Annotated in this window: 15 protein-coding genes; 5 read left to right on the top strand and 10 right to left on the bottom strand. The window is 70.4% G+C overall.

Annotated elements, in window-relative coordinates; translation table 11 throughout:
- Positions 1-86: 86 nt before the first annotated feature.
- Positions 87-1,793 (bottom strand): glycerol-3-phosphate dehydrogenase/oxidase, encoded by a 1,707-nt coding sequence (locus F9278_RS31020; RefSeq protein ID WP_152171241.1) that lies wholly within the window; start codon positions 1,791-1,793, stop codon positions 87-89.
- Between the two features lie 252 nt (positions 1,794-2,045).
- On the opposite strand from F9278_RS31020, the gene F9278_RS31015 reads away from it, so the two are divergent.
- Complete coding sequence (locus F9278_RS31015) at positions 2,046-3,254, top strand: nucleotide sugar dehydrogenase (protein WP_152171240.1); 1,209 nt, start codon at positions 2,046-2,048, stop codon at positions 3,252-3,254.
- A gap of 660 nt (positions 3,255-3,914) precedes the next feature.
- On the opposite strand, the gene F9278_RS31010 is transcribed toward F9278_RS31015, so the two are convergent.
- The 4 genes from F9278_RS31010 to F9278_RS30995 all read right to left on the bottom strand — a co-directional run bounded on the left by F9278_RS31010 (position 3,915) and on the right by F9278_RS30995 (position 8,321).
- Entirely contained in the window at positions 3,915-5,039 is a 1,125-nt protein-coding gene (locus F9278_RS31010) for a GuaB3 family IMP dehydrogenase-related protein (RefSeq protein ID WP_060883593.1), read from the bottom strand.
- Between the two features lie 130 nt (positions 5,040-5,169).
- Complete coding sequence (gene guaB, locus F9278_RS31005; protein ID WP_152171239.1) at positions 5,170-6,675, bottom strand: IMP dehydrogenase; 1,506 nt, start codon at positions 6,673-6,675, stop codon at positions 5,170-5,172.
- A gap of 166 nt (positions 6,676-6,841) precedes the next feature.
- Entirely contained in the window at positions 6,842-7,417 is a 576-nt protein-coding gene (locus tag F9278_RS31000; RefSeq protein WP_152171238.1) for a sigma-70 family RNA polymerase sigma factor, read from the bottom strand.
- A gap of 292 nt (positions 7,418-7,709) precedes the next feature.
- Positions 7,710-8,321: a response regulator transcription factor gene (locus tag F9278_RS30995; RefSeq protein WP_003948568.1), complete on the bottom strand. Its 612-nt coding sequence runs from the start codon at positions 8,319-8,321 to the stop codon at positions 7,710-7,712.
- A 392-nt stretch (positions 8,322-8,713) separates the two neighbouring features.
- On the opposite strand from F9278_RS30995, the gene F9278_RS30990 reads away from it, so the two are divergent.
- Positions 8,714-9,049, top strand: coding sequence for a WhiB family transcriptional regulator (locus tag F9278_RS30990; RefSeq protein WP_152171237.1), 336 nt, complete (start codon positions 8,714-8,716; stop codon positions 9,047-9,049).
- A gap of 39 nt (positions 9,050-9,088) precedes the next feature.
- Here F9278_RS30990 and F9278_RS30985 read toward each other — a convergent pair whose 3' ends face one another.
- On the bottom strand, positions 9,089-10,039 hold the full coding sequence (locus tag F9278_RS30985) for a LysR family transcriptional regulator (protein WP_152171236.1): 951 nt from the start codon (positions 10,037-10,039) through the stop codon (positions 9,089-9,091).
- A gap of 81 nt (positions 10,040-10,120) precedes the next feature.
- Between F9278_RS30985 and F9278_RS30980 the strand changes: the two genes are divergently transcribed.
- The 3 genes from F9278_RS30980 to F9278_RS30970 all read left to right on the top strand — a co-directional run bounded on the left by F9278_RS30980 (position 10,121) and on the right by F9278_RS30970 (position 12,492).
- The gene (locus F9278_RS30980; protein ID WP_193241709.1) at positions 10,121-10,786 is read left to right on the top strand and encodes an MOSC domain-containing protein; all 666 of its coding nucleotides are present in this window, start codon (positions 10,121-10,123) and stop codon (positions 10,784-10,786) included.
- Between the two features lie 133 nt (positions 10,787-10,919).
- Positions 10,920-11,693, top strand: coding sequence for an SDR family NAD(P)-dependent oxidoreductase (locus F9278_RS30975; protein ID WP_152171235.1), 774 nt, complete (start codon positions 10,920-10,922; stop codon positions 11,691-11,693).
- A gap of 91 nt (positions 11,694-11,784) precedes the next feature.
- A complete protein-coding gene (locus F9278_RS30970) occupies positions 11,785-12,492 on the top strand; it encodes an ester cyclase (RefSeq protein WP_152171234.1) in 708 nt (235 codons plus the stop codon).
- Positions 12,493-12,611: 119 nt separating this feature from the next.
- Here F9278_RS30970 and groL read toward each other — a convergent pair whose 3' ends face one another.
- The 4 genes from groL to F9278_RS30950 form a co-directional block, all read right to left on the bottom strand.
- Positions 12,612-14,234, bottom strand: coding sequence for a chaperonin GroEL (groL, locus tag F9278_RS30965; protein WP_152171233.1), 1,623 nt, complete (start codon positions 14,232-14,234; stop codon positions 12,612-12,614).
- Positions 14,235-14,360: 126 nt separating this feature from the next.
- Positions 14,361-14,669, bottom strand: a complete 309-nt coding sequence (groES, locus tag F9278_RS30960; protein WP_019066754.1) for a co-chaperone GroES — start codon at positions 14,667-14,669, stop codon at positions 14,361-14,363.
- A 204-nt stretch (positions 14,670-14,873) separates the two neighbouring features.
- Complete coding sequence (locus tag F9278_RS30955; RefSeq protein ID WP_152174232.1) at positions 14,874-15,773, bottom strand: polysaccharide deacetylase family protein; 900 nt, start codon at positions 15,771-15,773, stop codon at positions 14,874-14,876.
- A 317-nt stretch (positions 15,774-16,090) separates the two neighbouring features.
- Positions 16,091-17,158, bottom strand: coding sequence for a polysaccharide deacetylase family protein (locus F9278_RS30950; protein WP_152171232.1), 1,068 nt, complete (start codon positions 17,156-17,158; stop codon positions 16,091-16,093).
- Between the last annotated feature and the right edge of the window lie 84 nt (positions 17,159-17,242).

Genomic DNA, 17,242 nt, shown 5'->3' with positions numbered 1-17,242 from the left:
CCACGGCCCATCACAATCCGGCCGCGCCCAGCCCATTTCGGCCCGTCCGGCGTCGGAGGACGGGCCCGAAGGGCGACGAGCGGGGGCTACAACGGCACGATGTCCGGCGCCCCCAACCGGGCCGCGTCCGCCGTCAGATCGTCCGGCTGCCGCTGCGACTCCCGCTCCGCCTCCACCCTCTTCTCATAGTGCTGCACCTCCCGCTCGATCTGGTCCGCGTCCCACCCGAGCACCGGAGCCATCAACTCCGCGGCCTCCCGCGCACTCCGCGTCCCCCGGTCGAACGTCTCGATCGAGATCCGGGTCCGCCGCGTCAGCACGTCGTCGAGATGCCGCGCCCCCTCGTGCGAGGCCGCGTACACCACCTCGGCCCGCAGATAGTCGTCGGCCGCCCGCAACGGCTCCCCCATCGACGGATCGGCCGCGATCAGATCGAGCACCTCCTCGGTCGCCGACCCGTACCGGTTCAACAGATGCTCCACGCGCACCACATGAAGCCCCGTACTCGCCGCGATCCGCGCCCGCGCGTTCCACAGCGCCCGGTATCCCTCCGCTCCCAGCAGCGGCACATCCTCGGTGACACACTCCGCGACCCGCTGATCCAGCCCGTGCACGGCCGCGTCCACCGCGTCCTTGGCCATGACCCGGTACGTCGTGTACTTGCCGCCGGCCACCACCACCAGCCCCGGCACCGGATGCGCCACGATGTGCTCCCGCGAGAGCTTGCTCGTGGCGTCCGACTCACCGGCCAGCAACGGCCGCAGCCCGGCGTACACCCCCTGCACGTCGTCCCGCGTCAACGGCACCGCCAGCACCGAGTTCACATGCTCCAGCAGATAGTCGATGTCCGCGCTGGACGCCGCCGGGTGCGCCTTGTCGAGATCCCAGTCGGTGTCCGTGGTCCCCACGATCCAGTGCCGCCCCCAGGGGATCACGAACAGCACGGACTTCTCGGTGCGCAGGATCAGCCCGGACGTGGAGTGGATCCGGTCCTTCGGTACGACCAGATGGATGCCTTTGGAGGCCCGGACGTGGAACTGCCCGCGCTCGCCGACCATCGCCTGGGTGTCGTCGGTCCACACCCCGGTCGCGTTCACCACCTGCCGGGCGCGGATCTCGTACTCCCCGCCGCCCTCGACGTCCTGCACCCTGGCCCCGACGACCCGCTCGCCCTCCCGCAGGAACCCGGTCACCCGCGCGCGGTTGGCGACCTTCGCCCCGTAGGACGCGGCCGTGCGCACCATGGTCGCCACGTACCGCGCGTCGTCCATCTGGGCGTCGTAGTACTGCAGCGCCCCGACCAGCGCGTCCTTCTTCAGGCAGGGCGCGATCCGCAGGGCGTGGTGGCGGCTCAGATGACGGTGGACCGGCAGCCCCCGCCCGTGCCCGCGCGCCATGGACATCGCGTCGTACATCGCGACGCCCGAGCCCGCGTACCACCGCTCCCAGCCCTTGTGCTGCAGGGGATAGAGGAACGGCACGGGCTTCACCAGATGCGGCGCCAGACGCTCCAGCAGCAGCCCGCGCTCCTTCAACGCCTCGCGGACGAGGGCGAAGTCGAGCATCTCCAGATAGCGCAGCCCGCCGTGGATCAGTTTGCTGGACCGGCTGGAGGTGCCCGACGCCCAGTCACGCGCCTCGACCAGCCCCGTGGACAGACCGCGGGTCACGGCGTCCAGAGCCGTGCCCGCGCCGACCACGCCACCACCCACGACCAGCACGTCCAGCTCGCGCTCGGCCATACCCGCCAGTGACTCGGCTCGTTGCGCCGGTCCCAGTGCCGCTGTCCTCACCGCTGCCTCCCGCTGTCCGTCGCACCGACCCCATCCGTCTCCCCTGCCCAGAATTCTGACCGTGTTGCCCGACTTCGGCCACCACCCGCCCGCAGCTTGTGGATAACTCCGCAGGACGCGCACAGAAAAAGAATTTCGCAATCCCGCATATCGGTCATATTTACTCCTAGTGTGACATTGCGCTCGCTCATCCAGTCCACCGGGCTTGCGCGCCTGTCCCGCTTCGGTTATTGGGAAGGACGGCCACACGCCATGCCCGCAGATCTCGCCGTCATCGGACTCGGCCAATTGGGGCTGCCGCTGGCCCAGGCCGCCGTCGCCGCCGGCATCCCCACGCTCGGTTACCGCACCGGCCCCGACTCCGGCTCCCTCACCCCCGGCGAACTGCGCCGCATGCTGGCCCGCGGCTTCAAGCCCACCACCAGCCCCGCCGAACTCGGCCGGGTCCGTACGGCGGTCATCTGCGCCCCCACCTCTCCGGGCGCCGACGGCTCGCCCGACCTCACCCAGGTCGAGGAGGCCGCCCGCACCCTGGCCGCCCGGCTGCGCCCGCACACCACGGTCATCCTGGAGTCCCCGGTCCCCCCGGGCACCACCGAGGAACTCCTGCGCCCCCTCCTCGAAGAGGGCTCGGGGCTCCGCGCGGGCCGCGACTTCCACCTCGCGTACTCCCCCGCGCGCGTGGACCCCGGCAACCGCGACTTCGGCCCCGCCAACACCCCCAAGGTGATCGGCGGCCTCACCTCCGCCTGCACGGAATCGGCGGCGGCCTTCTACGGCCGCCTCACCGACAAGGTGGTACGCGCGCGTGGCCTGCGCGAGGCGGAGACCGTCCACCTCCTGGAGACCAACTACCGCCATGTCAACATCGCCCTGGTCAACGAGATGGCCGCCCTCTGCCACGACCTGAACGTCGACCTCTGGGACGTCATCCGCTGCGCCGAGACGAAACCCTTCGGCTTCCAGGCCTTCCGCCCCGGCCCCGGCGTCGGAGGCCACGCCCTCCCCCAGGACCTCTCAGGCCACGCGCCCCGCTCGCTGCGCATGGTCGAACTGGCCCAGCGGGTCAACCACCGCATGCCCCAGTACGTCGTCCAGCGCGCCGCCACCCTCCTCAACGAGCACGGCAAGTCGGCCCGTGGCGCCCGCGTCCTGCTCCTCGGCGTCACCTACAAGCCCGACGTCCCCGACCAACAGGGCACCCCCGCCGACGAGATCGCCCGCCGCCTCATCGAACTCGGCGCCCACGTCAGCTACCACGACCCGCACGTCCCCACCTGGAGCGTCCTCGACCGCCCCATCCCCCGCGCCGACTCCCTCTACGAGGCCACCGCCGACGCCGACCTGACGATCCTCCTCCAGCAACACCGCACGTACGACCTCCAGGGCCTGTCGGTGAAGGCACAACTCCTGCTGGACACGCGGGGGGCCACACCCACGGGGGCGGCGCACAGGTTGTGAGAGGGGGCGCGCGACACAGCCCCGGCCTCCGGGGCTGGTGGCAGACGGCGCCCCACCCCGGTACCGTACGGAACAGGTGAAGCCCACCGTAGTAGGCCCTGCGGCAGGCTCCTGGATGGATCACGGAGTGTCCGCCCCTAGTCCGTATGGGGACGGCCGCTCAACATCTCACCAACAAGGTGGAGCCCACCGCAGGGGGTACTGCGGCAGGCTCCTGGATGGTTCACGGAGTGTCCGCCCCTAGTTGGTATAGGGGCGGACACTCACCATCCGAAAAGCCGCAAAATCCACCTCCTCCGGCACTTCACCATCCGAAGACGGACTCGGTCCCAGCGGGTGGGCTTGCGGTGACGTCCCATGGGCGCCCCCTTCCACGACACCGCCCATTGACCCGGTAGGCGGTCCGTCGGAATCGGGCCGGGCCCCGAGGGCGGGGTCCGGACCAGGTCCTTGGAAGGGGGCTCCCAGCCGAACTGGGGCGCCGGACACGAACGCTATCGCCCGGCTACGCCCATTCGGCCCACATTCGTCCCCAACACCCCCACGCGCCCCCACGCCCACAACTCACGCCCCCACCACCCCACTTGGGCACACAAAAGGGCCCGGTCACCCGAAGGCGACCGAGCCCCGAACCCCGCTCAAGCCGAGCGCGGCGTCACGTCACCGCATGTGCTGCGAGTCCGCCACCGTGACCTCGACCCGCTGGAACTCCTTCAGTTCGCTGTACCCGGTCGTGGCCATCGCCCGCCGCAGCGCGCCGAAGAGGTTCATGGAGCCGTCGGGCGTGTGGGAGGGCCCGGTGAGGACCTCCTCGATCGTCCCCACAGTCCCCAGGTCGACCTTCTTGCCGCGCGGCAGCTCCTCGTTCACCGCTTCCATGCCCCAGTGGTTGCCCTTGCCGGGCGCGTCCGTGGCGCGGGCCAGCGGGGAGCCCATCATCACCGCGTCCGCGCCGCAGGCGATCGCCTTGGGGATGTCGCCGGACCAGCCGACACCGCCGTCCGCGATGACGTGGACGTACCGGCCGCCGGACTCGTCCATGTAGTCCCGGCGGGCGGCGGCGACATCGGCCACCGCGGTCGCCATCGGGACCCGGATGCCGAGGACGTTGCGCGTGGTGTGCGCCGCGCCGCCGCCGAAGCCGACGAGGACACCGGCCGCGCCGGTGCGCATCAGGTGCAGGGCGGCCGTGTAGGTGGCGCAGCCGCCGACGATCACGGGGACGTCCAGCTCGTAGATGAACTGCTTCAGGTTCAGCGGCTCGTGCGAACCGGAGACATGCTCCGCCGACACGGTCGTACCCCGGATGACGAAGATGTCGACGCCCGCGTCCACGACGGCCTTGGAGAACTGGGCGGTGCGCTGCGGCGAGAGCGCGGCGGCGGTCACGACGCCCGAGTCGCGCACCTCCTTGATGCGCTGCCCGATCAGCTCCTCCTTGATGGGAGCGGCGTAGATCTCCTGGAGGCGGCGGGTCGCGGCCTCGTCGGGCAGCCCGGTGATCTCGTCGAGCAGCGGCTGCGGGTCCTCGTACCGCGTCCACAGCCCTTCGAGGTTGAGGACGCCGAGGCCGCCCAGCTCGCCGATGCGGATCGCGGTGGCCGGGGAGACGACCGAGTCCATCGGGGCGGCCAGGAACGGCAGCTCGAAGCGGTAGGCGTCGATCTGCCAGGCGATCGAGACCTCCTTCGGGTCCCGCGTACGGCGGCTGGGGACGACGGCGATGTCGTCGAAGGCGTACGCCCGGCGGCCGCGCTTGCCGCGCCCGATCTCGATCTCAGTCACGTCTGTGGCCTTTCCCTGATGCGTTCAGCGTCTACCAGTATCGCCGACGGGCACGCCGAGGGCGGTTCCGGAGTCCCCGGAACCGCCCTGGAGCAGTGTGCCGACTACCTGCGACTGTTACTCGCGGCTGTTACTTACGGCTGTAGTTCGGCGCCTCGACGGTCATCTGGATGTCGTGCGGGTGGCTCTCCTTGAGCCCCGCGGAGGTGATCCGGACGAACCGGCCATGGGCCTGGAGGTCCGGGACGGTACGGCCGCCGACGTAGAACATCGACTGGCGCAGGCCGCCGACGAGCTGGTGGACGACCGAGGAGAGCGGGCCGCGGTAGGGCACCTGGCCCTCGATGCCCTCGGGGACGAGCTGCTCGTCGGAGGCGACGCCCTCCTGGAAGTAGCGGTCCTTGGAGAACGACTTGCGGTCGCCGCGCGACTGCATGGCGCCCAGGGAGCCCATGCCGCGGTACGACTTGAACTGCTTGCCGTTGATGAACAGCAGCTCGCCCGGCGACTCGGCGCAGCCGGCGAGCAGCGAGCCCAGCATCACGGTGTCGGCGCCCGCGACCAGGGCCTTGGCGATGTCGCCGGAGTACTGCAGGCCACCGTCGCCGATGACCGGGATACCGGCCTCCTTGGCGGCGAGGGAGGCCTCGTAGATGGCGGTGACCTGCGGGACGCCGATACCGGCGACGACCCGGGTGGTACAGATGGAGCCGGGGCCGACGCCGACCTTGATGCCGTCCACACCGGAGTCGATCAGGGCCTGGGCGCCGTCGCGCGTGGCGATGTTGCCGCCGATGACGTCGACGCCCGAGGAGTTCGACTTGATCTTGGCGACCATGTCGCCGACCAGCCGGGAGTGGCCGTGGGCGGTGTCGACGACGATGAAGTCGACGCCGACCTCGATGAGTGCCTGGGCGCGCTCGAAGGCGTCACCGGCGACACCGACGGCCGCGCCGACGAGGAGCCGGCCCTCGCCGTCCTTCGCGGCGTTCGGGTACTTCTCGGCCTTGACGAAGTCCTTGACCGTGATGAGGCCCTTGAGGATGCCCGCGTCGTCGACCAGCGGAAGCTTCTCGATCTTGTGCTTGCGCAGCAGCTCCATGGCCTCGACGCCGGAGATGCCGACCTTGCCGGTGACCAGCGGCATCGGCGTCATGACCTCGCGGACCTGACGCGAGCGGTCGGACTCGAAGGCCATGTCGCGGTTGGTGACGATGCCGAGCAGCTTCTTGTTGCCGTCGGTCACGGGCACACCGCTGATGCGGAACTTGGCGCACAGCGCGTCGGCCTCGCCGAGCGTGGCGTCCGGATGCACGGTGATCGGGTCGGCGACCATGCCGGACTCGGAGCGCTTCACCAGGTCGACCTGGTTGGCCTGGTCCTCGATGGAGAGGTTGCGGTGCAGCACGCCGACGCCACCCTGCCGGGCCATGGCGATGGCCATGCGGGACTCGGTGACCTTGTCCATCGCGGCCGACAGGAGCGGGATGTTCACCCGCACGTTCCTGGAGACGTACGAGGCGGTGTCGATCTCGTCGGGTGCCATGTCCGACGCGCCCGGCAACAGCAGCACGTCGTCGTAGGTCAGCCCGAGCATCGCGAATTTGTCGGGCACTCCGTCGACGTTGGCAGTCATGACACCTTCCCCAAATGGCCTTGATCGGTGCGGATGTCCATGCTAACGGGAAGCACGGGGCACACATTCCACGGTACGAAGTACGGCCGGGCTTCGTATGTTCGTACGGAAAAGGCGCCCCGCCTGTTCACGCGGGGCGCCCTGTGGAGCCGTGGGGCTGGTGCGGCTACTGCTCCGCCAGCGCCCGGAGTCTGCTGAGCGCCCGGTGCTGGGCGACCCGGACCGCGCCCGGTGACATGCCCAGCATCTGTCCGGTCTCCTCGGCGGTGAGCCCCACCGCGATACGCAGCAGCAGCAGCTCCCGCTGGTTCTCGGGGAGGTTGGCCAGGAGTTTCTTGGCCCACTCGGCGTCGCTGCTGAGCAGGGCGCGTTCCTCGGGGCCCAGGGAGTCGTCGGGGCGCTCCGGCATCTCGTCGGAGGGCACTGCCGTCGACCCGGGGTGGCGCATCGCGGCGCGCTGCAGGTCGGCGACCTTGTGGCCGGCGATGGCGAAGACGAACGCCTCGAACGGCCGGCCGGTGTCCTTGTAGCGCGGCAGCGCGAGGAGAACGGCGACACAGACCTCCTGCGCCAGGTCCTCCACGAAGTGCCGTGCGCCGCCGGGCAGCCGGGACAGCCGGGTGCGGCAGTAGCGCAGCGCCAGGGGGTGGACATGGGCGAGCAGATCGTGCGTGGCCTGCTCGTCCCCGTCGACCGCGCGATGCACGAGCGCACCGATCACTGTCGTCTCGTCGTCGCGCATCGGTCCATGGTGCCTTGCGGCCGTCCGGTCCGTGGCGCCACGTCCATGGTTGTGCACCGAAGCGTTATGAGCAGGCGCGCCGGAAGTCATCTCCTGCGCCCTCCCCTCCCGCTCGTTCGACTGCTCCCCGAGGAACTCCACACCTCAAGGATGCGGCATCCGCGGCGAAACGAGCAGCGGGCACCCGCGCGGGCGCGCTCACCCCGGCGTGAGCACCCCGGCTCACCTGGCGGTAAGCGCCCCCGCCCGCCTCGCGGCAGGCGGGGATTCCCGAACCCCCGTCGCGGCTCACCTAGCGAACCAGGCCCCAGCGGAAGCCGAGCGCCACCGCGTGCGCGCGGTCCGAGGCGCCGAGCTTCTTGAACAGGCGCCGGGCGTGGGTCTTGACGGTGTCCTCGGAGAGGAACAGCTCGCGACCGATCTCGGCGTTGGAACGCCCGTGGCTCATGCCCTCCAGCACCTGGATCTCGCGCGCGGTGAGCGTGGGCGCGGCGCCCATCTCGGCGGAGCGCAACCGGCGCGGGGCGAGTCGCCAGGTCGGGTCGGCGAGGGCCTGCGTCACCGTGGCCCGCAGCTCCGCGCGGGAGGCGTCCTTGTGCAGATAGCCCCGGGCGCCGGCGGCGACCGCGAGGGCCACACCGTCCAGGTCCTCGGCGACGGTGAGCATGATGATGCGTGCCCCGGGGTCGGCCGAGAGCAGCCGCCGTACGGTCTCGACGCCGCCCAGACCGGGCATGCGTACGTCCATCAGAATCAGGTCCGAGCGGTCGGCCCCCCAGCGGCGGAGGACTTCCTCGCCGTTGGCCGCCGTGGTCACGCGCTCGACGCCGGGCACGGTGGCCACCGCGCGGCGCAGCGCCTCTCGGGCAAGCGGGGAGTCGTCGCAGACGAGGACGGATGTCATGGCCGCCCTCCGCAGCTGATGCGCGTCACCTTGAGCCTCCAGGCTGGTACGAAATCGTCACCTGTGCGGTCGACACTCACGAGCGGACACGAACGCCTGCCCGAGCGCTTGTTCTTTCAACCGCCTCCGCCCGTCTCAACGACGGTCACTCGAAAGAGTTACGGGATGGCTGGTCACCTTCGGCACTCTACGTGAGGGCGCGCACACGGTGCAGACATGCACAACGGACCCTCAACGTTTCACCACAACCTATGCCCCATTCAGCCGTTTTTCTTCCCATTTGTTGGTGTCTGAGGCTAGATTCGCAATGAGTCATATTTTCATCTCCTTAGATAGTCGATGTACGGTCATGGGCAACATCTCCTACCAGAACGGCAACAAGGGGACACGTAATGGCAGATTTCTCCCGCCTTCCCGGTCCGAACGCTGATCTGTGGGACTGGCAGCTCCTCGCGGCCTGCCGCGGGGTGGACAGCTCACTCTTCTTCCACCCCGAAGGAGAACGCGGTGCGGCACGGAGCGCTCGTGAGAACTCGGCCAAAGAGGTCTGCATGAGATGCCCGGTCCGCGCGCAGTGCGCGGCCCACGCCCTCGCGGTGCGCGAGCCGTACGGCGTGTGGGGCGGGCTGACCGAGGACGAGCGCGAGGAACTCATGGGCAGGGCGCGCCACCGGCTGGTGACGGCGTCCGCGTCCGCACCGGGGGGCGACACCGGTTCGAACACCTGAAGGAACGTTTTTTCTGAGGCGGGCGTGCGCGCCGCCGCGCTACCGCTCGGCCGCTCCGGCCAGCCGGTCCAGCGTCGCCGCGACCGCCGGCACCAGAGCCAGGTCCGGCAGCGTGAGCGCCACGATCTCCCGGCGCACCGCCGGCTCGACCGCCACCGTCCGCACCCCCTCGGTGCGTACGGACCCGATGGCCAGCTCCGGCAGGACGGCGACGCCGAGGCCCGCGCCCACCAGACCGACCACCGCCGGGTAGTCGTCGGTCGCGAAGTCGATACGGGGCGTGAAGCCCGCGCTCTCGCACACTCGCACCAATTGCCCCCGGCAGCGCGGGCAGCCGGCGATCCAGGGTTCCCCGGCGAGTTCCCCGATGCCGACGGACGCCGTACGCGCCAGCCGGTGCCCCTCGGGTACGAGGCCGACGAGCCGGTCCATGAGCAGCGGACGCACGACCAGCTCGTCCCACTCCCCCACCTTCCCCTTCTCCCTCTTCTCCCCCTTCCGCTCCTTCTCCCCCTTCCCCTCCTTCTCCTCCGCGCCCTCGTAGCGGAAGGCGAGCGCGATGTCGCAGTCGCCCTCGCGGAGGAGTTCGACCGAGCGCGGGGGTTCGGCCTCCTCCAGGGAGACCCGGGTGCCGGGGTGGTCGGCGCGCAGGGCGGCCAGGGCGGTGGGGACGAGGGTGGAACTGCCGCTGGGGAAGGAGACCAGACGGACCCGCCCGGCGCGCAGCCCGGCGATGGCGGCGACCTCCTCCTCGGCCGCGGTGAGTCCGGCGAGGATCCCGGCCGCGTGCCGCACCAGGGCCTCGCCCGCCTGGGTCAGCCGCATCTCCCGGGCGCCGCGGACCAGCAGCGGGGTGCCGACGGAGGATTCGAGCGCCTTGATCTGCTGGCTGACGGCGGGCTGGGTGCAGCCGAGTTCGCGTCCGGCCGCCGAGAAGGAGCCGGTGGCGGCGACGGCGCGCAGGACACGGAGATGGCGGGCCTCGATCACGGGACCGAGCATAAGCGGAGCTTGGACACCGTTCCGAATATCGCGTCGACGCTTTGACCCTCGGCCGCCTACCGTGCCCGTATGAAGCTTCTGTCACTGAATGTGGGACGCCCCAAGGCCGTCGACGTCGTGGTGGAGTCGAAGCGGTTCACGGGCATCGACAAGCGGCCGGTGGACGGGCCGGTGCGGGTGTTCGCGCCTGGGCCGAAGGGGGTCGGCGCGAGCGGGGTGGCCGGGGACGCGGTGTGCAACACCGAGCACCACGGCGGCGACGACCAGGCGGTCTACGCCTTCGCCCGCGAGGACCTGGACGGCTGGGAGCGCGAACTGGAGCGTGCGCTGCCGAACGGGGCCTTCGGCGAGAACCTCACCACCGAGGGCGTCGATGTCTCCGGCGCGCTCATCGGCGAGCGCTGGCGGATCGGCTCCGAGGTGATCCTGGAGATCACCTCCGGCCGCGTCCCGTGTCTCACCTTCCAGCAGCATCTGGGTGAGCCGGGCTGGGTCAAGCGCTTCACTCAGCAGGGCGCGCCGGGAGCGTATCTGCGGGTGATCCGGGCGGGCGAGATCCGCGCGGGCGATCCGATCGAGATCGTCCACCGCCCCGACCACGACATCACCGTGGCTCTCTCGTTCCGCGCCACGATGAACCAACGCAGCCTGCTGCCAAGGCTGTTGGAGGCGGGTGAGGCACTGCATCCGGAGCTGCGGGAGATCGCGCGGAAGTACGTGGCGGCACAGGGGTGACGGGCCGGTCGGGGAGAGGGGCGTGTGAAGCCGCCGTGCCGGTGCGGGTGTTCGGGGAGAGGTCCCCGAAGCCGCTGGTGAACGTGCGGTGGAGCAAACGGATGCGCACAGTCCCGGTCACTACGCTTGCGCCATGACAACGGCTCTGATTACGGGATCGACCGCGGGGATCGGTGCCGCGTTCGCGCGGCGGCTGGCGGCGGACGGGCACAACCTGGTGCTGGTGGCGCGCGACACCAAGCGGCTGCGGGAGCAGGCGACCGAACTGCACGACCGGCACGGCATCGAGGCGGAGGTGCTGACGGCCGACCTCGCGACGGACGACGGCATCGAGGCGGTGGCGGGGCGGCTGGCCGACCGCAGGAACCCGGTCGATCTGCTGATCAACAACGCCGGCTTCGGCAACAAGGGCCGCTATCTCGATGTCTCCATGGCCGATGAGCTGCGAATGCTCAAGGTGCACTGCGAGGCGGTGCTGCGTCTGACGTCGGCGGCGACGGAGGCCATGCGGGAGCGGGGCCGGGGCGGTGTGGTGAACGTGGCGTCGGTCGCGGCGTTCGTGCCGCGCGGCACGTACGGGGCGTCGAAGGCTTGGGTCGTGCAGTTCACCCAGGGCGCGGCGCGTGATCTGGCCGGCACCGGGGTCCGTCTCATGGCCCTGTGCCCCGGCTTCGTCCGCACCGAGTTCCACGACCGGGCCGGCATGGGCACCGACAACATCCCGTCCTGGATGTGGCTCGACGCCGACAAACTCGTCACCGCCGCCCTCACCGACCTCTCCCGCGGCAGAACCGTCTCCATCCCCGACCCCCGCTACAAGGCCCTGATGGGCGTGGTGAAGGTGGTACCGCGCGGGCTGCTGGGCGGGATCAGCTCGAAGACGGGGCGGAAGTACGGGCCGCAGTAGCCGTGGTCGCGGCGTCGGCGGGTGAGGCGGAGGGCGTCGCGGGACAATGGAGTCGTTCATCCGGACCCAGGGGGGTCGGAGGCGGCGCATCATGACATTCATGCAGCTCATCGACTGCAGGACCAGTCGGTTCGATGAGATGAACCGGCTGATGGAGAACTGGGTCGAGCAGACCAGGGGCAGGCGGACGGCGACGCACAGTGTGATCGGGAAGGACCGGTCGGACGGGGCGCACTTCGTGGAGATCGTGGAGTTTCCGTCGTACGAGGAGGCGATGCGGAACTCCAAGCTGCCGGAGACGGACCGGATCTTCCAGGAGATGGTGGCGCTGTGCGACGAGGTGCCCACGTTCACGGATCTGGACGTGGTGCGCGACGAGCAGTTGTACGCGGCCACCGCGCGGCGGTTCCTGGCGACCATCGCCTCGGAGGGCGAACTGCCGCCGCTCGACGATCTGCTCGTGGAGGACTATCACGACCACGTTCCCTCCGACGAGCCGGACGCGATCGGGATGGACGCGTTCCGGCGGACCGTCGAGATGTGGCGGGGCGGGTTCGACTTCGAGTTCACCGTGGAGGACCAGATCGCCCAGGGTGACCGGGTCTGCACGAGGTGGACCTGGAACGCGACCCACCACGGGGACTTCCTCGGAATTCCGGGCAGTGGGCGGAGGGTCCGGATGACGGGGACGTACGTGCAGCGGTGCTCTTCCGAAGGGAAGATCGTCGAGGGCTGGTGGGAGTACGACCGGCTGGGGCTGATGGGGCAGTTGGGCGCGCTCGACGACCTGGAGAAGTAGCCCCACCGAAGCAGCCGGGGACGCGGGAAGGCCCGGCACCCCCGAGGGGTGCCGGGCCTCACCTACGGCTCACCGACGTCGTACGTGAGGTCGTACGTACGTCAGGTCGTCGTTCGTCGTCAGTGGGAGTGGCCGTGGCCGTGGCCCGCGTCGGCCGGCTCCTCTTCCTTCTTCTCGACGACCAGGGTCTCGGTCGTGAGGAGGAGGGAGGCGATGGAGGCGGCGTTCTCCAGGGCGGAGCGGGTGACCTTGACCGGGTCGATGACGCCCTGCTTGACCAGGTCGCCGTACTCGCCGGTGGCGGCGTTGAAGCCCTGGCCCTTGTCCAGCTCGGCTACCTTGGAGGTGATGACGTAGCCCTCCAGGCCGGCGTTCTCCGCGATCCAGCGCAGCGGCTCGACGGCGGCCTTGCGGACGACCGCGACACCCGTGGCCTCGTCGCCGGTCTTGCCGAGGTTGCTCTCCAGGACCTTCACGGCGTGGACGAGCGCGGAGCCACCACCGGAGACGATGCCCTCCTCGACCGCGGCGCGGGTCGCGGAGATGGCGTCCTCCAGACGGTGCTTCTTCTCCTTCAGCTCCACCTCGGTGGCGGCGCCGACCTTGATCACGCACACGCCGCCGGCCAGCTTCGCGAGACGCTCCTGGAGCTTCTCGCGGTCCCAGTCGGAGTCCGTGTTCTCGATCTCGGCCTTGATCTGGGAGATACGGCCCTGGACGGCACCGGATTCACCGGCGCCGTCGACGATCGTGGTGTCGTCCTTGGTGACGGTGACGCGGCGGGCGGAGCCGAGCACGTCCAGGCCGACCTGGTCGAGCTTGAGGCCGACCTCCTCGGAGATGACCTCGGCGCCGGTCAGCGTCGCCATGTCCTGCAGCATCGCCTTGCGGCGGTCGCCGAAGCCGGGAGCCTTGACGGCGACCGCGTTGAAGATCGCACGGATCTTGTTCACGATCAGGGTCGACAGGGCCTCGCCCTCGACGTCCTCGGCGATGATCAGCAGCGGCCGGGAGGAGTTGGTCTGGATGATCTTCTCCAGCAGCGGCAGCAGGTCCTGGATGGAGCTGATCTTGCCCTGGTGGATGAGGATGTACGGGTCGTCGAGGACGGCCTCCATACGCTCCTGGTCGGTGACGAAGTACGGCGACAGGTAGCCCTTGTCGAAGGCCATGCCCTCGGTGAAGTCCAGCTCCAGACCGAAGGTGTTGGACTCCTCGACGGTGATGACACCGTCCTTGCCGACCTTGTCCATCGCCTCGGCGATCAGCTCGCCGACCTGCTGGTCCTGGGCGGACAGACCGGCGACGGCGGCGATGTCGGACTTCTCGTCGATCGGGCGGGCGGTCGCGAGGAGCTCCTCGGACACGGCCTTGACCGCGGCGTCGATGCCCTTCTTCAGGGCGGCCGGGGAAGCACCCGCGGCGACGTTCTTCAGGCCCTCGCGCACGAGCGCCTGGGCGAGCACGGTGGCGGTGGTGGTGCCGTCGCCCGCGATGTCGTTGGTCTTGGTCGCCACCTCCTTCACCAGCTGGACACCGAGGTTCTCGTACGGGTCGTCGACCTCGACCTCGCGGGCGATGGTGACACCGTCGTTGGTGATGGTGGGGGCGCCGAACTTCTTGTCGATGACGACGTTGCGGCCACGTGGGCCGATCGTCACCTTGACCGTGTCGGCAAGCTTGTTGACGCCGCGCTCGAGGGCGCGACGGGCGTCCTCGTCGAACTTCAGGATCTTCGCCATGGGAGCGGTTCAGCCCTCTCGGAAAACGTGGGTGAAACGAACTGCGCCCCCAACGCCCGGCTTCATAGGTCGCGGGGGCCAGGGGCGCAGCTCAAAGCGGTGTGCTTCGGTGAGGAAGCGGGTGAACTACTTCTCGATGATCGCGAGCACGTCGCGAGCCGAGAGGACGAGGTACTCCTCGCCGCTGTACTTCACCTCGGTGCCGCCGTACTTGCTGTACAGCACGATGTCGCCGGTCTTGACGTCGAGCGGCAGGCGCTCGCCGTTCTCGAAGCGCCCCGGGCCCACGGCCAGGACGACGCCCTCCTGGGGCTTCTCCTTGGCGGTGTCCGGGATGACCAGGCCAGAGGCCGTGGTCTGCTCGGCGTCGAGCGGCTGGACCACGATGCGGTCCTCGAGCGGCTTGATGGCAACCTTGGAGCTGGTGGTCGTCACGATCCGACCTCCCCCTTCGGAGATCTCACGGGGTTAACTGTCTGAGGTGGCGACCAGGTGGATCCGTCGTCGCGGGTGCCGGACCTGCCCGTCGCGTAGTTGGCACTCTCCAGTGGGGAGTGCCAGACCTGAGACTATGACCGCGATTAGCACTCGGTCAAGCGGACTGCTAATTCCGTGGAGCGCGGCGGGGAGTCGCGGGGGTCAGAGGTAGTCCTCCAGGCGTCCGACCGTCAGGCCCTGTTGCTGGATACGGCGCAGGAGTCGCGTCGTCATCTCCGTGAGCGTGGTGCCGTTCAGCTGCTCCGGGCCCCGGAAGTGGGCGAGGACGATGTCGCCGGGGCGGAGGCGGTCGCCGACCGCGTAACGGAGATCGTTGATCTGCATGGACGCGCGCCACAGGACGACGGCCGTGATGCCGCAGTCGGCGGCGGCGCGGAGCGTGGTGGTGTCGTAGACGCCGTAGGGCGGGCGGAAGAGGGTCGGCCGGACGCCGAAGCGCTGCCGCAGCTTGTTCTGCTGGCCGCAGATCTCGGCGCGCTGTCCGGCGTACGGCAGGCCGCGCAGGCCGGTGTGGTCGAGGGTGTGGTTCTGTACGGTCGCGCCGACCGCCCGCAGCCGTGCGAAGTGGCCGTATCCCGGCCCCACGACGCTGTCCGTCAGGAACATGCTCACCGGCAGCCGCAGTTCCCTGACCATGTCGACGAACCGGGGGTCCTTCTCGGCCCCGTCGTCGTACGTCAGGAACACCACCTTGTCGCGCGTCCGCACCCGGTCGACGACGGGCGGCAGCCCCGGGCCCGCCGTACGGGGCGTGGGCGGCCGATCGGGCTTCTCGGGCGCGGGAGCGAGGGGGGCGGGGAGGCCCCAGCGGCGGTAAGGGGGTGTGTGGGGGTGGTGGGGAGCGGTGGGGAGCGGGGCGCCTGCGCCGGGGTGCGGAACGGCGGGGCCCTGGCCCCCGGGGTGCGTGGTCGGGGGCGAGGGCGCGGCGAGCGGCGGCGCCGGAGAGCGGGCCGATTCCGGGGTCCCGGCCAGCGCGGGCGCCGCCGCTTCGGCCCGGTCCGCCCGGTCGGCGGGATCGGCCGCGCACCCGGCGAGGAACAGGACGGCGAGGGCCGTGAGGGCGGAGAGGGCCGGGCGTGCGGAAGGGCCGGCCGAGGCACGGGCGAGCGGCGTACCGACTGTCGACGCGCATGGGTCCGGCGTACGAGCTGTCGCGCCGCACGCCCCATGGCGCGGCGCAGACGCCCGGCGACGCGGCGCGCGCGCTTCCCCGGCGCCACCGCCCACCCAGCGCGCCACCCACGCCACCCACCTGCCCGGCGCCAGACGCCCTCCCCACACCGCACGCCCCCTCCGCCCCGCCCTCCCCCCTCCCCGGGGCTGGGCTCCTCCCCTCCCCCGGCTCCCCCCGGTGCCCCTCACAGGTAGTCCTCCAGCCTCGCCACCGCGTAGCCCTCGGTGGTGGCGTGGTTCAGGAAGCGGCGGATCATGTCGGGCATGGTGCCGTTCCAGTCGGACTTGCCGCGGAAGTGGGTGAGGACGATGTCGCCGGGGCGGAGTCGGCGGTCGGATTCGCGGTAGTCCCAGCGGTCGACGAAGACCTCCTCGTTCCAGAGCGGGACGGCCGCGATGCCGCAGGCCTTGGCGGCGCGCAGGGTGTCCCGGTCGTAGTTGCCGTACGGCGGCCGGAAGAGCGTCGGCCGCTTGCCGTACCGCTTCTCGATCACGTCCTGCATGCCGCAGATCTCGCGCTTCTGGGCGTCGTAGGAGAGGGAGGGGAGGTGGCGGTGGTTGAGGGTGTGGTTGTTGAGGGCGACGCCCTTGTCCCGCATCCGCTCGAAGTAGCCGTAGTCCTCCTTGACCAGGTAGTCGCTGAGGAAGGCGGTGTAGGGGACGTCCAGTTCGCTCATCATGCGCAGGAACTCGGGGTCCTTCTCGGCGCCGTCGTCGATGGTGAGGAAGAGGACCTTGTCGCGGGTGGGGACGGTGGTGAAGACCGGCGGGAGTCCGTCCTCCTGGTGGCCGTCGACCTCGAACCCCTCGCGTGTCCCAGGCACGGGTTTCCGCGCGGGAGGCGCGGGCGCGAGCAGGGGTACCTCGGCCAGCCCCCAGCGCTTCGCGGCGGCGACCCGCGCGGCGTCGAAGCGCCGTTGCCCACGCTCCTGGCCGGTCTCCTGCCCGGTCTCCTGCCCATTCCCTTGCCCGCGCTCATGCACATTCCCCTGGCCGCGCTCCTGGCCGTGGGCCGGGCCTGCGGTGCCGGGGGCGGCCCCGGACGAGCCCCGCTCCGACGCCTCCCGGCCGCCTTCGCCGCCGGCCCCGCCTCCACCTCCGCACCCGGACGCGATGACCGCCGCGGCGAGTACGGCGAGGCCACCCCGTACGCCGCCACGGCCGCCACCACCACGGCCCCGGCCGCCGCCCCTCCGGCTCAGGAAGCCCGCCCACTTCGCACTCTTTACATCATTTTGTCGTACGAATCGCATGGCGCTGCATCCTCGCAGGACACCCCGTCCGCACCGCCCCGACACCGCCACCGGGCCCCGACCATCCACCGAGTGGCCCACACA

This window comes from Streptomyces phaeolivaceus, assembly GCF_009184865.1.
GTDB lineage: Bacteria > Actinomycetota > Actinomycetes > Streptomycetales > Streptomycetaceae > Streptomyces > Streptomyces phaeolivaceus.
Note: the sequence above shows the minus strand (reverse complement) of the source record. Positions and strands in the feature narration are given on the sequence as shown.

Excerpts from the sequence above, each read along its gene's own strand:
- F9278_RS31015 (WP_152171240.1), top strand. The coding sequence starts at position 2,046 with ATGCCCGCAGATCTCGCCGTCATCGGACTCGGCCAATTGGGGCTGCCG.
- guaB (WP_152171239.1), bottom strand. The coding sequence starts at position 6,675 with ATGACTGCCAACGTCGACGGAGTGCCCGACAAATTCGCGATGCTCGGG.
- F9278_RS31000 (WP_152171238.1), bottom strand. The coding sequence starts at position 7,417 with ATGCGCGACGACGAGACGACAGTGATCGGTGCGCTCGTGCATCGCGCG.
- F9278_RS30995 (WP_003948568.1), bottom strand. The coding sequence starts at position 8,321 with ATGACATCCGTCCTCGTCTGCGACGACTCCCCGCTTGCCCGAGAGGCG.
- F9278_RS30990 (WP_152171237.1), top strand. The coding sequence starts at position 8,714 with ATGGCAGATTTCTCCCGCCTTCCCGGTCCGAACGCTGATCTGTGGGAC.
- F9278_RS30980 (WP_193241709.1), top strand. The coding sequence starts at position 10,121 with ATGAAGCTTCTGTCACTGAATGTGGGACGCCCCAAGGCCGTCGACGTC.
- F9278_RS30975 (WP_152171235.1), top strand. The coding sequence starts at position 10,920 with ATGACAACGGCTCTGATTACGGGATCGACCGCGGGGATCGGTGCCGCG.
- F9278_RS30970 (WP_152171234.1), top strand. The coding sequence starts at position 11,785 with ATGACATTCATGCAGCTCATCGACTGCAGGACCAGTCGGTTCGATGAG.
- groL (WP_152171233.1), bottom strand. The coding sequence starts at position 14,234 with ATGGCGAAGATCCTGAAGTTCGACGAGGACGCCCGTCGCGCCCTCGAG.
- F9278_RS30950 (WP_152171232.1), bottom strand. The coding sequence starts at position 17,158 with ATGCGATTCGTACGACAAAATGATGTAAAGAGTGCGAAGTGGGCGGGC.